Here is a 15,076-nt window from a genome sequence, read left to right as displayed (position 1 = left end):
ATATTTATTATGAAGAAGAATTTGGTTTTTGGTCTGTTAATATTTGCAGTATTGGGTGCTCTAATTATGATTAATAATCCAGTAGGTGCTCAGAACGATAAGATTACAGAGATTGGTTATGTAGATATGCAAAAAATTTTTGCTAACCATCCAGATAAAGTTGCTTCAGAAGAGAAGTTAAATCAAGAGGCAAAGAGATTACAGAAGCAATTAGAAGAAGAAGCTAAAAATATGACTAAAGAAGAGAGACAAGAGTTATTACAGAAATATCAGCAACAACTCAATACTTTAGAAAGAGAATTAGTAGCTAAAGTAATGGAAGATATCAATAGTAAGGTTATAGAGATAGCAAAAGAGAAGGGTATTACTGTAGTTGTTGATAAACCAGTAGTTATTTATGGTGGGTATGACTTAACTGATGAGGTTTTATCAAGATTAACAACTACTGAGAATGATGAAGAGAATAATACAGAAGAATAACAAAGTAGACAAGAAACTATAATTAAATTATAGTTTCTTGTCTACTAATTAATATTAATTAGTAGTTAGTGTATTATTTATCAAAATATTTAGAAAGTAGGTGTTTTAGGTGTCTCGGCATAACATGAAAAATGTTGGAATAACTTTTTTGATAATTGTAGTATTCTCAGCTATTTTAGCTGGTCAGATTGTAAAGGGCGAGAGACCTAAAGACTCAGCTCAATCTGATATAGGGTTGGTTAATATGGATATGTTAACTAAAGGACATCCATTGACTGAGCAGATTAATCAATTTACAAAACAAATTGCTAACTATAAAGTGATTTTAAATAATGAAAATGAAAATTTACAGAAGTTAAAAGTAGATACAGAAGAGTACTTGGGGAGTTTTAACTCTCAATTAAACAAAAGGTTAGAATTAATTAAAGATAATTCAATGAAAGCAATAGCTGATAAAAGGGAAGAATTAAATAATAAATTGAAGAGATATCATCAGCAACTTAATGATGATATCTCTAATAAATTAATGGCTAAAAAGGAATCTTTAGAGAAGAAATTACAAGATGAGATTTCGGCTTTAAATAATAGTTATCAGAAAGAATTAGATAAGCATAAAGAAGCTTTAAATCAAGAATACAATGACAGAATAATTAATTTAAGATTAAAGCTAAAGTTTAATAGCTTATCTAAAGCAGAGCACAATAAATATTCAGTAGAATTAGAAGAGTTAATGGCAGAAAAGAACGATAAACTAACAGAGAAAGAGAATTATTATAATGAAAGATTAAAGAAGGTTATTGAGGAAAAAGAGTTAGAGTTTGCCAAGAAGATTAAAGAGTATCAAAATAAATTGCAAGAAGAGGCTGAAAAAGCTTATAATAAAAAAGAGGAAGAGATAAGAGCAGAGCTGGCTGATTATTTAAGTAATATGGAAAATAATTTGGAGAAGGATTTGAAGGAAAGAGAAGAGGTATTAAGAGAAGATATGGGAGAAAATCTAGTTTCAGCTGAGAATAGATTAATCTCTAAAGTACAGAATAAGATTAATGATTTAAAAGATGAGATAAATAGTTTAGAGGAAAGAAGAAGAGAGTTAATGGAAAGGCGTTCTAAAGATATTGATGAAATTATTCAAGAAGTTGCTAAGAGTAGTAAGATTAAACTAGTTATAGCAGATTCTCTACAGAATGTAGATGGAATTGAAATAACAGATAAAGTATTAGAAGAGATAAAATTGGGGAGGTGAAATGATTGAAGAAGTTAATTCTAGCTTCTAGCCTTCTATTGATAGTTATACTTTTAATAACAGCTTGTGCTCAACGACCTGAGGTAAAGATAGAAAAGGAATTAGTAGAGTTAAAAGTTGGAGTTATTGATCAAGATAGAGTTTGGACTGAAAGTACAAAGGCTAAGCAATATCAACAAGAGTTAAATGCTAAGATTGAAGAGGTTCAACAGAGATATCAAAAAGAGATAGAAGGCTTAAGCCAAGAGGAGCAGGTGAATAAATATCAAGAAACTTATCAAGAGATTAATAATTTAAGAGATGAATTAAAAGAGAAGTTTCAAAATGAGGTTAAAGGTGTAATAGAAGAAATCATCAAAGAGCAGAAAGTAGATATTGTATTGAATAAACAAGATGTTAAATATGGTGGAATTGATCTTACTGATGAGGTAATTAAAAATTTAGAATAAAACTATAATATCAGTCCTTCCTTTCGTAGGGCTGATATTATTTTTAAATAAATATTTTGTAGTATATTAAAAATCCATTTATAATAAATTAAAAATATTATATAATTAAAGGTACAAATTTAGCTACAGTAAATATAAAATTATATATAATTATGGAGAAGATAACTTTTACAGATGCTTTGCTTAGGAGGAGGCAGAAGATGAAGAGGACTTTAAGAGAGATTGCTAACTTGGTTGGAGGAAAAATTATCGGAGATGAAGATATAGAGATAAAAGGAGTTGGAGGAGCAGAAAATGCTAGTTCTGGTGATATAACCTTTGCTTTGAATGAAGAGTTCCTTAAATTAGCTCAACAGAAGGCGGGAGCAGTTCTTATAGTAGATACTTTGGCTACTGAAGATAGCCCTAATTCTTTAGTGATTGTTGATAATCCCAGATTAGCTTTTGCAAAAGTTGCTAAGTTATTTGCTTTTAAGCCCTATTATCGTCCGGGAATCAATAAGAATGCCTATATAGATGAAAATGCTGAAATTGGAGAAAATGTCTCTATTCATGCAGGGGTTACAGTTGAAGCTGGAGCAGAAATTGGCGATAATGTAATTTTAGCTCATGGTGTATACATAGGCCATAATGTTAGCATTGGTGAGAATAGTATTATACATCCTAACGTAGTAATAGAGTATGATTCTCAAATTGGAAGAAGGGTCGAAATTCATCCTAATACTGTAATCGGTTCTGAGGGGTATGGATTTGAGCCTGGAGAGAGTGGTTATGTTAAGATTCCCCAATTTGGTAATGTAGTTATAAAAGATGATGTAGAGATTGGATCTAATGTTACTATAGATAGAGCAGCAACATCATCTACAATTGTAGGAAGAGGGACTAAGATAGACAATTTAGTTCATATAGCTCATAATGTAGAGATTGGTTCTGACTGTTTGATAGTGGCTCAAGTTGGTATCGCAGGAAGTGCTAAGATTGGAGATAGAGTAACTTTGGCAGGTAAGAGCGGTGTAGTAGGTCATTTAACTGTAGGGGATAATACTACATTAATTTCTAATAGTGTTATTACCAATGATGTTCCGCCAAACTCTGTTATTTCAGGCTATCCAGCCCATGACCATCGATTAGAAAGAAGAATTAAGGTGGCCCGTAAGAAGTTGCCTGATTTACTTAAAAAGGTCAGACAGCTAGAAGAAAATATCAAGAGTTTAGAAGAAAAATTAGAAAAGGAGAGATAGGATTGAAGAGAATAAAATTATTAACTTTACTAGTACTGATTTCTTTGATGATGGCGCCTGTAGCTAATGCTGGTACTTTTGGTGTTAATGGACTAGTTACTGTTCCAACAGCTGATATGCTTAATCCTACTGAATTAAATCTAACTTATCAACATATAGGAGATGGTGATTTGATTTTAGGTAGTTATGGATTAAAAGAAGGCTTAGAGGTTGGAGGAGTAGCTCAGTGGCCTAATGGTCTTGATGATGATGGGGAAAATTATCTGTTAGTTAAGGTGAATGTTCTAAAAGAGGATGCTAACTATATGCCAGAGATGTCCTTAGGAATAGTTGACCGTAATCTTTACTTAGTTGCTAGTAAGTCAACTAATTTCTATGGAATTAGAGCTCATTTAGGGGTAGCAGATAAAGCTATGAATATGATTGGAGATAGGGTCTTTTTAGGAATAAATAAGGTCTTAAATCCAGTTACTATTTCTAGTGGAGATGGTTCTTTTAATATGCCTACAACTACAGTAGCTGTTGAATATAATGATGGTATCAATTTAGGTGCTAATTTGGACTTTGGTTCAGGTATTTCTGCTGATTTAGGGGTATTGGATTTTGATGAATTTACCTTTGGAATCAACTTTAAAAATAAATTTTAGTTCTTCAAGCCTTCAACTTTTAGTTGAGGGTTTTTTTTTCCCTAATTTGCTAAAAGGTAATAGGGGTACCTATCAGGAATAATATATTAGATAATTGTCTTTGAGTATAAGTAGACATAATTTTTGAGATTCAGGATATTGAGATTTCACAAATAACTTATGAAATTTACTGCTGAGGATAGGAGAGAAGATAATGATGAGAACCTATTATAGATGGACAGCCTTTTTACTTGTATTTTCTTTAGCCTTGATTATTACTGGATGTAGTGACTCTACAGGTTTGGATCATTATGGCTATATTAGAGGGCATATTACTTTAGCTAATACTCCAGTAGAGCCTTTAGTTAATCAATCCTCTATTGAAAAGGTTAAAACTAATATTAAAAGTCTAAAGAAAAGTAATCAAACTAAGGATTATGTTGAAGATGAGATTATAGTCTCTTTTAAAGAATCAGCAGATATTAAGAGAATATTAAAGAAGTATAAATTGAGTATAAAAAAGAGTGTAAAGGAATTGGGGGTTAAGACCTTAACAGGGATAGGTAAGAGGGATATTAAGACTTTAATAAAAGAACTTAGTAATGAAGAAGAGGTTAATTATGCAGAGTTGAATAAGATCGTTCGTATCATGGCAGTAGAAGTCAATGACTCTTATTATAGTACTAAACAATTGAACTATTTAGCAATTAGCCTTCCAGAAGCTTGGGAGTTAAGTACTGGTAGTGTAGAAGTAACGGTAGCTGTAATTGATACAGGTATTGACTTGGATCATCCAGATTTAACGGGGCAACTTGTTGAAGGTACTGACGTTGTTGGTGATGACGAAGATTATTTTCCAGGTGCTGATGATAGAAATGGGCATGGAACCCATGTGGCTGGAATTATTGGGGCTACAACTAATAATGGAGTAGGGATAGCAGGGGTTAATTGGAATATAAGTTTAATGCCTATTAGGGTATTGGATTCTTCAGGTATAGGTAATAATCAAACAATTTCAGCAGGGATTGTTTGGGCAGTAAATCATGGGGCTGATATAATTAATTTGAGTGTAGGTTCTTTTAGCAATGACCCGATGTTACAAAGAGCAGTAGACTATGCTTATGATGCGGGTGTAACTATAATTGCTGCTTCAGGTAATGATGGAAAGAATAGTTTGCGTTATCCTGCAGCATATAAAAATACAATTTCTGTAGGTTCTATAAATTATAATTATAATCGGTCTTATTTCTCTAATTATGGTACAGTTCTTGATTTTGTAGCACCTGGTGAATATATATATTCTACTGTCCCTTCTGGTTTAACAGGCTATAGTTATCAAATGACAGATCCTCGTGGTTATGAATATTCAGATGGTACTTCTATGGCTACTCCTCATGTAACAGGTGTTGCTGCTTTAATTTTGGCTAGGGCTAGAGCAGCAGGTAATAATTTAACTCCAGAGCAATTAAAAGAAGAGTTGAGGTTAACAGCCCAGGATTTAGGAGATAAAGGTAGAGATGATCAGTTTGGATATGGCTTAATCAATGCTCATGCTGCTGTAGCTGATGCGAGGATTACTAAAGCTAAAATATTTGCTGGTGAAGAGACTGATTATGGAATTAAATTAAAGAGTGACATAATAAATGTAAGGGCTAATGGTACTTATGAATTGAAGAATCCCGATGAAGGAAACTACTATATATACTGTTGGATAGATTTAGATCAAGAAGGAGAAACGGGATATAATAGAGTAGATAAAGGAGATTATTTTGCTAGAACCTCAAGCCCAGTAAGTTTAGGAAATAATACTGATTTAAAATTGACCTTAATTACTAAAGAGAATTTTCAAGAATTAGAGATTATAAATTAGGTTGGATTTAAAATTGATTGGAATAGGGTTATTTCTTTCTATTGTCTTCTAGAAAGAGTAGCCTTATTTTTCATGAAAGGATATTAGCTTTAATAGGTTACCTTAAATAAATTAGTATCTGTCGATTTTTACCTGCTAGAAAGAGCAGGTAAAAGTCGAAGTCATATCTAATATATATAATAAGTTTTTATTATTTTTTCTTTAATAAAGTTAATAATTTAAAAAGAATGATAAATAATTAAAGGCAATAAGGAGAATCAATTTATGATTAAGTTTAGGATTTCTTTGGTAGATAGATATCTTATCAGTGAATTTTTAAAGCCATTTATCTTCTTTATCTTCGCTTTGACTATTATTATGATTAGTAGCTTCTTATTTGAATTAACAGATTTAATAATCATTAAGAAGGTTCCAATAAATGTAGTATTAAAGCTATTGCTATATAAATTACCTGATGTTATGGTACAAAGCTTCTCTATCGCTGTCTTATTCTCTACACTATTATCTATGAGTCAATTTGTAAAGAATAATGAATTTACAGCTTTAAGAATGGGAGGAATCTCTTTACATCGTTTAATCTTGCCTGTCTTAACAATTGGTCTGTTGGTCAGTGGACTGACCTTCTTTATCAATGAAAAGGTTGTTCCTTGGACCAATCATGAGGCTGAGAATATAGTTAGAAGGACTATTTTACAGAAAGGCTTGCCTAACCTACAAGAGGGTATATTCTTTAAGATAGATGATAGGTATTTTTATATCGATGATATTGATGAGAGCACTGGTGATTTAAATAATATTATACTTTATGAGCTGGATAAAGAGGATGAGTTTCCCTTAATTATTACTGCTAATAAAGGTATATTTAAGGATAAAATCTGGAACTTAAAGCAAGGGGTTATGCATGAGTTTGATGAAGAAGGAAATTTAGTTGGGCAATCTGACTTCAGTCAGCTTAAATTGAATATAAATGAGAAGCTTAAGAACTTTTATGGTGAACAGAGAACTACTTCAGAGATGAGCCGAGAGCAATTAAAGAAAGATATTAAAATCTTTCAGGATAGCGGTATAAGTGTTAATTCCTTACTCGTTGATTATCATCTTAAGTTATCTAAGGTATTTGCCAGTGTTATCTTCATCTTAATTGGAATACCTTTGAGTATTAAATCTAGTAAAGGGAAGACCTTTGGCTTGATAATAAGTATAATTATTATCTTTACCTATTATATCTCTATATCCTTCTGCCGCTCCTTAGGAAGAAATCAGTTGTTGACTCCTTTAACAGCTGCTTGGTTACCAAACCTTGTTTTTGGAATAGTTGGGACATACTTGATATTAAAGGAAGAGTACTTTAAGTTGAAGAGGTAGATATTAGAATAGTAACGAGTAATGAGTAAGCAGTAGCGAGAAAAGATTTTACTAGCTACCTGTTACTTGTCACTAAAAGTTTTTATCTCTAAGATAGAGGTGGATAGATATGAAGTTGATAAAGATAGTTGATAAATATTTAATTGCAGAGTTTGCTAAACCTTTTCTCTTTATGGTATTTGCTCTAACTATAATTATGATTAGTAGTTTTTTATTTGAATTAACTGACTTTATAATAATAAAAAAAATACCTAGTAGCGTTGTAGTAAATTTATTATTATATAGAGTACCCCAAGTAATGGTAGATAGTTTATCGATGGCTGTTTTATTCTCTACCATTTTATCTTTAAGTCGTTTAGTTAAAGATAGTGAGTTTACAGCACTAAGAATGGCTGGAATAAACTTTTGGAGGTTACTTATCCCATTATTAATCCTAGGAATTCTAATTAGTGGATTAACATACATGATGAATGAAAAGATAGTCCCGTGGTCTAATACTAAATACCATAATATTATTAAATATTCTATCCATAAGAAAGAAGACCCTAAACTCCATCAGGATGTTTTCTTTAAATGGAAGAATAGTTATTTCTATCTTGGAGAAGTAAATGATGAGAATAAGGAGATAAGTAGAGTAATTGTCTATGAACAATTAGAAGAAAAGAATAAATTAATTACTGCCAAGAAAGGTTATGTTGATGGTAGTCGTTTATATTTAAAGAATGCTCTCTTTTATAGGTTAGGAGAGGATAATTATAGTCAAGAGATGAAGCAACTTAGCCAACTTGAGTTTGATATTGGTAAGGATATAACAGAGTTCTATGGTGAAGAGAAGAAGAGTAATGAGATGAATAGAGCTGAATTAGAAGATAGAATTGAATTATTTAAAGCCAGTGGTAAGGATGTAAGTAAATTATTAGTAGAGTATCATTTAAATCTATCTGAGGCTTTAGTATCTCTAATCTTTGTTTTGATTGGGGCACCATTGAGTATTAAATCTAATAAAGGGCGTATCTTTGGTATTATAGCAAGTTTAATTATTATCTTTGTCTATTATGTAATGCAATCAATTAGTCGTTCTCTAGGGTTAAATGGTATATTGCCTCCCTTTTTGGCAGCATGGCTTCCAAATATTATTTTTACGATAATAGGATTTATACTGATTTTAAAAGAAGATTATATCAATATCAGATAAGAGGAGTGAGGAGAATTAAATTAAATAGCCTAAAATTCGTATTAATAGTCATAGTTGTCTTTCTATCTACTCCTCATTCTTTTGCAGAAAGTAATCAGGGTAAGCTTACAGCTGATAGGATTCAATATTATCGTGAGCAAGAGTTGATAATAGCCACTGGCAATGCTAAGCTAATAGTTGATGATGTAGAGATTAGTTCAAATAATATGGAGATAGACTTAAAGTCTAATATGTTAAATGCAGAGGGAAAAGTACATGTTAAGAATAAGGATGGGGAATTTGATAGTAAAGAGTTAGAATATAATATCAAAACTAAGGAAGGAATCTTTCTTGAATCTGAAGGTATTATTATAACTGAAGAGTCTAAAGATCCAATCTATATTAAAAGTGCTAAGACAGAATATAGCAATGATCGAACAAAGATTATAGATAGCGAATTTACTACTTGTAATGTAGAAGAACCTCACTATCATATGAGTTCAACAAATACTGTTATCTATCCTGGAGATAAGTTGATAGCTTATAATGTTGTTTTATGGGAATTTAATGGTAAAGTACCTATTATCTATTTGCCGATATTAATGTACTCTTTTAAAGACAAAGAGCAAATGGAAGCCGAAGTAGGTAAGAATGAGTATAGAGGATGGTTTCTTAGAACTACTCATAATTATTATCTCAACTCCTATTATGATAATCCAATACTAAATAAGTTGGCTGGTGATTTTGGACAAATTTATATTGATGACTATAGTAAGTCAGGTTTTGCTGGAGGATTTAAGCATGCTTATCGTACTTTAGAAGATGATCATGCTTACCTTTACTTCTACCTAGACCAAGATAAGCAAAGACCAGAGCAGAGCCCTTGGATTACTATGGAGCTTAATCGTAAACAAAAGTTTAATGCTGGAAGGGACAAGAGAGAATATAACTTACAGTATAAAAATTATTATAATGACAGGTGGACTAGTCGAGAAAAAGGCCTTTATTTGGATTATGATTTTGATCAAGATTTAACTTTGAAGAATTGGGATACTAAGGTTGGATTAGACTATAATAAGGATAAGACCCATGATAATAGAATTATCTTAACCTCATATTTTGATAAATTGAGAAAGGAAAGTAATGATGATTATATAGGTTTAGATTTGTACTATGATCTTGATGATAAGCAGACAGGTAGATTGGACTCTGAAGCTGATATTAACTTCGATTATCAGCATAAGTTTTTAGCAGAAGAGAAGTCAGATGATATTTTAAAGGTAGACTTAGATTATAATCGAGAAAAAGACAGAGACAGGGGAAAGTATCAAATTAAGGATGAATATAACTCTAAATTAAATTATAGAGGTTATTTCAATCGTAAAGAGAATATAAGGGATGATTATTATAATATAGACTTTAGTTATGATAGAATCGATAGAGATGATTGGACTAGTTACTATAGCTATAATGATAAATTAGACAAGTATCGAATTAATCTTAAACAATATAAGAGATATTTTACTAATAGCTTATATTTAGATTATAAGATTGATTACAAGTATTATCAATATCAGGATTATGATGATAGTAGAAGAACTGGAGATGCTTTTGAATATTTGACTACATTAAAATTAGCTGATACCCAAAGATATTATGATTGGTCTATTGAGACAGAATGGAAAGAGAGAGATATCAAATCTCCTTCAAGGAGTGTCAATATAAATAGTAGCTTAGAGGAGACAGAGTATTATGATCTTCCTGAAGCTAAATTGACACTTAAGCCTGGGCAAATCTTTAATGTCAATAGATTAGACCCTTTAAAAGTAATTCTTGGAGTCAAAAGAAGGTATAATTATAGGTGGAAGGATGATTTATATCCTATTAAAGAGCATGGTTATTATCAATTAAATTATAATGACTATTGGAGAATTAATAATAGGAATAGATTAAGATATAAACAGAACTTACAGCAAGATATTTACAGTACCAAGCAACAACGGTTTACTTATGAGAGTGGATTAGAATTGAATACATCTATCTTTAAAAATTGGAATAATAGTTTGAAGCATAATTATCGTAAAACTCAAGGAGAGGTAATGGCAGGTTTTGAAGAAGCAAAAGAGGACAAACATGATATAGACTGGAAGTTGAATTGGGTCAAGAATCAAAGTAAGTTTGAAATTGAAACAGGATATGATTTATTAGCTGAGGTAGGAGAAGAGTATGATCCCTTAAAAATTACCTATAATTATTTATTAAATGATAATTATACTATCAAAAACAATATCAGATATGATTTAAATGACATGCATTTTGATAAGATTGACACATCTATAATTATAGATTATCTTAATTTTGATTATAAGTTAGATCTCTATTATTATTATGATGATGTTGAAAAAGAGCTGAATGGGAAATGGGATACTGAGTTGGATTGGAAGTTTGGTAAGAAAGATTGGGAATGGACAGTTAAATTAAAGGGTAGTTATGACTTTGAAGATAAAGAGTATGATAAAGCTAATATAAGTATTGAAAAGATGTTACACTGTAGAAAGGTAGTATTAAGTTATGACTATGTAGAAGAAGAGATTGCTTTTAAATATCAGATTTTATCATTCCCAAATCATGCTTTTGGAGTTAAATCTGAAAAAGGTCAGATATCAGTTGGTGATGGTGATTTAGGGGGGATTGTAAATGAAGAGAATTAAAATCATATTAGCTATATTAATTGTAAATTTAATTTTTGTAGGTCTATTCTTCTTCAATTTTGAGGAAAGTAAAGAGAGTGATGAAGTTTCTCCTGATTATCAATATCAGATAAATAGCCCTCGTGTTATTACTTATAATAAAGGGGATAAACGTTGGGATATTACTGCTAATCAAATTTTGATTCCAAAATCTGAAGATAAAAAGAAGGAGAATGAGGTTATCTTAAAGGATATTCAAAAGGGAGAACTATTTAATAAGGGAGAGGTTGAATATACCTTGGATGCTGAAGAGATAATCTATTTTAAAGGGACAAAGGATATAAAATTAAAGGGGAATATTAGATTAGATAAGGTGGATGGAGAAGAGATCAAGACTGAGGAGTTAGACTGGCTTGATAAGAGGAAAGAATTTGTTACTGATACTAATGTAAAGGTTACCCTTGATGATGGAGAGTTATTTGCTAAGAAGATGAGGATGGATGTGGAGAATAATATCATAGACTTTTCTGGTGAAGTAGAGATGGAATTTAATCTTAAAGGGGCTGTCTCTAATGAGAATTAAGCTGATTATATTCCTCTCTCTGATCTTACTCTGTTCTTTTACAATAGATGCTGAAGAAGTAAAAGAAGGAGTAGAGAATAATCAACGAGCAAAGTTGAAAGCCGATAAGTTGAGATATAAAAAAGATGATAATCTATATATAGGAGATGGAAATATTAGATTGGACTATGATGGAAATCTAATTACATCCGATAAATTAAGATTAGAGCGTGATGATAATATAGCTTATTTTAGTGAAGATGTCTATTTACAGAGAGAATCAGGTGATAAGATTAGAAGTGAAAAGTTGGAATTTGATATAGATAATGATATCTTAATAGCAGAAGATGATGTAAAGCTTGATTCTAAAAAGGAAGGAAAGCCTTTAAAATTAACTAGTGAATATTTGAAGGTATGGACTGAAAGTAATGATATGGAGGCTAAAAAAAAGATCTTTGTTCTCTATGATGGTCAAGAGATTAAGGGAGAGAGTCTACACTATGATAACCAGAAAGATGAGATGTTAGTTAAAGAGAATGTAGAGTTAAAAAGGGATGGACAATGGCTTAAGAGTGAAGAGGTTATCATTTATGTTAAAGAGGGAGATTTTGATGCAACTGGAAATGTTGAAATGGAATTTGATATATAATGATAAGAAATATGGTAGAGTGATCACTCTACCATATTTCTTTGAATATATACAATTTTTTTGAGTTTATTCTCTTTTTTTGCTATAATGTTAAGGGTATAGTTATCTAAATTATTTACATAACTGTAACAAATGATGAGTAAAAATCGGATTCGTTTCGCTTTATGACTGGATATATAATTATTTTAATAATATAGAGCTATTAGGAGAAACTAGTATGATAGTAGGTATATAAATTTTGTCTTTCTTAATAAAGGCAAAAAGATAGAATAGGAGTGAATATAATGTTTCTCCTAAACTCTGATTTTAGAAAAGATATTTTAGTGCTTTTAGTTGTTACAATTTTTTTAGTCTCTTTAGCTTCAATTATAATAGGTTATTTGGCAGATTATTATTTTGGTGATACTATCAGTGGTTTATTGGGTGAGTATGGTGAATATGATCTTGCCTTAATTTTGGATAAAGAGGCTAAAGAGAGGGCTAGTGAGGAGATAGAAGATATTATCAAAAATAACTTTCCTGGCTCAGAACTTATCTTAGGAGTGGAGGTAGTAGGAAAGACAAACTTCTTTATCAAATTAGCTCCTAAATATAGAAATAGAGATGTTTACATAAAGATTGGTGATTATTTTCAAAATGTGTCAGGGTTGAATAGTGTGTCTATTATGACAGAGCCTCGAATAACTATTAGAGGTCTAAATAGAAAAGTTAGAAATTTGATTGAAGATCAGGTTAATAACTTATCAGGGGTAGAGTTTACCTTTCCTGATGGAGAAAAATTGGAAATTATCATCCAAAGGGCAGAATTAATAGAGTCTATTACTAGAAAGGTTCAAAAGGTTTTAGATCAATATCAGGTTCTTTCAATTCGTTTTCCAATCACCCAAAATGAAGATGAAATTCTAGAATTGGGAGATGAACTGGTTAAAGAACTTAATAAGAATTATCCTAATTTGATTCAAAATATTACTACAACAGGTGTAACTGATTTAGATGCTTTAGTCAAAACCATGACAGAAATGAAGAGATTTTTAGATGGATATGCTACCAAGGTGACAATAGCTCTTCAAGGTGATCTAAAGGTTAAAGAGGGAGCAAGATTTGTAGTTCCAGCTAAAGGAGATAAGCAGGTTATTTTAAGGGTTACGGCAGTAAACAATCAAGTAGCAAAGGCTGTTGTTGAAAAAGGGGATAGTAGAGAGATATTGACCAATAAAGCCTATTCATTTAAAAAAGATAAATTAGGAGATTTAGTAGGGGAGATTCAAGTTGATAATCCTAGACAGGAGTTGGCTTATGCAGTTAGTGAAACTACTAAATTGTTGCCTAGATTAGACTCTATCTTCCAAACAGCTACTGGTACAATTACAAATTTAATTAATGCATTAGCAGTCTTTAAAGATTTAGAGGATTCTATTTTTGAGTTGCAGGGATTGAATCAACAGTTAAAGGTCTATAAAAAGGATATAGATAAGATAGAGCTTGATAGTTTACGAGAAGCTGTTGGCAAATTAGATAAGGTCTTAACCCGTCTGGTCAAGATAGTTAGGGAATTGAACTTTTTTAAAAAGATTCTCCAAGATATTAACTTTAAATTAAAGACGGTAGCTGAGAGTGTAAGCCAGAGAACCGATGATATCTCAGCAACTGACCTATATCGAGCAGATATAATTGAGCTAGAGAAGACTATTTTGGATTTTTCAAATAGATTAGATACTAATACAACTAAGATTATAGGTTATATTAATCAATATAATCCTATTTTAAAGGAATTAGTTAAGTGGCAAGAGGATGTAAGAGAATTTAATGATTTTATTAATAAGGTTGCTGGGCTTGATAGAGAAAATTTGAAGGATACTTTAGGAAATATTACTGATAGAGATTTAATATATAAGGTCGGTGAACTAAACAGTCAAAGTATCCAGCAGGATATTGTCAGCTTACGAGGTGACCTTGCTGAGCTAAAAAAGATAGATTTAGAAAGTATTATTAAAGAAATAGAATATATAGACAACTCTTTACCAAAACTAAAAGATGAAGAAATTACAGATAGTATAGATTTAATTGATAAACATATTCAAGGTCAAGTAATTCCAGGTACTCAGATATCCCTATTATTACCTAGTACAGGGGTCAATGTGAATCAGCTTAAGGATGAAATTAAGAAATACATTTCTAATCACATTACCATTTATAGCTCTCAAGCAGGTTTGATTAGTCCTGATTTAAGAGGACAACTTTCTCAAATTTTAGGAGAAGTAAAAGGTTTATTAACTGCTTTTACAGCAATTATTTTGACTTTAACCTCTTTATTCTTTGATCATACCTTAATTATTAACTCCATTAGAATACATAATGGACGTTTTGATAGTAAGTGGTATTCTGATGAAGCTATTTATTATGGTTTTGTAGTTGGAGCTTTGACTTTAGGGACTGTATTTTATTTAAGTCAAGCTAGAATTCCCTATGTGCCTAGTTATGCTAGCTTCTTATTTGGAGGAATATTAGGTCTCTTTACTGTCAATAAAGCTGAAGTTATGAATAAGATATCTAATGAAGAGTTTAGGGCAGGTCAGGCTTTAGGTTTTACTTATAGTGAGATTATGAGAGAGATTGTAGTCCCTTCAGGTAAGCCTGGTATATTAAAATTTCTAAACAGGAATAAAACATATTTTTAGGAAGTCAACTGATTTTGAATTATTACTCACTACTGATTGTTAAGGA

The 15,076-nt window shown here is 31.1% G+C and carries 12 protein-coding genes; all 12 read left to right on the top strand.

All coding sequences use genetic code 11. The annotated features are described in order from the left end of the window. The first annotated feature begins 9 nt into the window (after positions 1-9). Positions 10-480, top strand: a complete 471-nt coding sequence (locus U472_RS14965) for an OmpH/Skp family outer membrane protein (RefSeq protein WP_068719540.1) — start codon at positions 10-12, stop codon at positions 478-480. A 109-nt stretch (positions 481-589) separates the two neighbouring features. Continuing rightward, positions 590-1,726, top strand: a complete 1,137-nt coding sequence (locus tag U472_RS14960) for a coiled-coil domain-containing protein (RefSeq protein WP_141678007.1) — start codon at positions 590-592, stop codon at positions 1,724-1,726. Positions 1,727-1,731: 5 nt separating this feature from the next. Then, entirely contained in the window at positions 1,732-2,175 is a 444-nt protein-coding gene (locus U472_RS14955; protein WP_068719538.1) for an OmpH/Skp family outer membrane protein, read from the top strand. Positions 2,176-2,375: 200 nt separating this feature from the next. Continuing rightward, positions 2,376-3,416 (top strand): UDP-3-O-(3-hydroxymyristoyl)glucosamine N-acyltransferase, encoded by a 1,041-nt coding sequence (lpxD, locus tag U472_RS14950; RefSeq protein ID WP_068719537.1) that lies wholly within the window; start codon positions 2,376-2,378, stop codon positions 3,414-3,416. Positions 3,417-3,418: 2 nt separating this feature from the next. After that, on the top strand, positions 3,419-4,063 hold the full coding sequence (locus tag U472_RS14945; protein WP_068719536.1) for a YjbH domain-containing protein: 645 nt from the start codon (positions 3,419-3,421) through the stop codon (positions 4,061-4,063). A gap of 193 nt (positions 4,064-4,256) precedes the next feature. Then, positions 4,257-5,912 (top strand): S8 family peptidase, encoded by a 1,656-nt coding sequence (locus U472_RS14940; protein ID WP_068719535.1) that lies wholly within the window; start codon positions 4,257-4,259, stop codon positions 5,910-5,912. A 264-nt stretch (positions 5,913-6,176) separates the two neighbouring features. After that, positions 6,177-7,277 carry an LptF/LptG family permease gene (locus U472_RS14935; RefSeq protein ID WP_068719534.1) on the top strand — a complete coding sequence of 367 codons (1,101 nt, stop codon included), beginning with the start codon at positions 6,177-6,179 and terminating at the stop codon, positions 7,275-7,277. Positions 7,278-7,386: 109 nt separating this feature from the next. After that, positions 7,387-8,472 carry an LptF/LptG family permease gene (locus U472_RS14930; RefSeq protein ID WP_068719533.1) on the top strand — a complete coding sequence of 362 codons (1,086 nt, stop codon included), beginning with the start codon at positions 7,387-7,389 and terminating at the stop codon, positions 8,470-8,472. 5 nt (positions 8,473-8,477) lie between these two features. Next, positions 8,478-11,162, top strand: coding sequence for an LPS-assembly protein LptD (locus U472_RS14925; protein WP_141678006.1), 2,685 nt, complete (start codon positions 8,478-8,480; stop codon positions 11,160-11,162). Then, complete coding sequence (gene lptC / locus U472_RS14920; RefSeq protein WP_068719531.1) at positions 11,149-11,724, top strand: LPS export ABC transporter periplasmic protein LptC; 576 nt, start codon at positions 11,149-11,151, stop codon at positions 11,722-11,724. The genes U472_RS14925 and lptC overlap by 14 nt, the downstream gene beginning before the upstream one ends. Continuing rightward, on the top strand, positions 11,714-12,352 hold the full coding sequence (locus tag U472_RS14915; RefSeq protein ID WP_068719530.1) for an LptA/OstA family protein: 639 nt from the start codon (positions 11,714-11,716) through the stop codon (positions 12,350-12,352). Before lptC ends, U472_RS14915 begins: the two co-directional genes overlap by 11 nt. Before the next feature lie 284 nt (positions 12,353-12,636). Beyond that, positions 12,637-15,030, top strand: a complete 2,394-nt coding sequence (locus U472_RS14910; RefSeq protein ID WP_068719529.1) for a coiled-coil domain-containing protein — start codon at positions 12,637-12,639, stop codon at positions 15,028-15,030. Positions 15,031-15,076: the final 46 nt, after the last annotated feature.

This window comes from Orenia metallireducens, from assembly GCF_001693735.1.
Lineage (GTDB): Bacteria > Bacillota > Halanaerobiia > Halobacteroidales > Halobacteroidaceae > Orenia > Orenia metallireducens.
The sequence above is the reverse complement of the archived record's forward strand: the minus strand, read 5'-3'. Positions and strand labels throughout refer to the sequence as shown.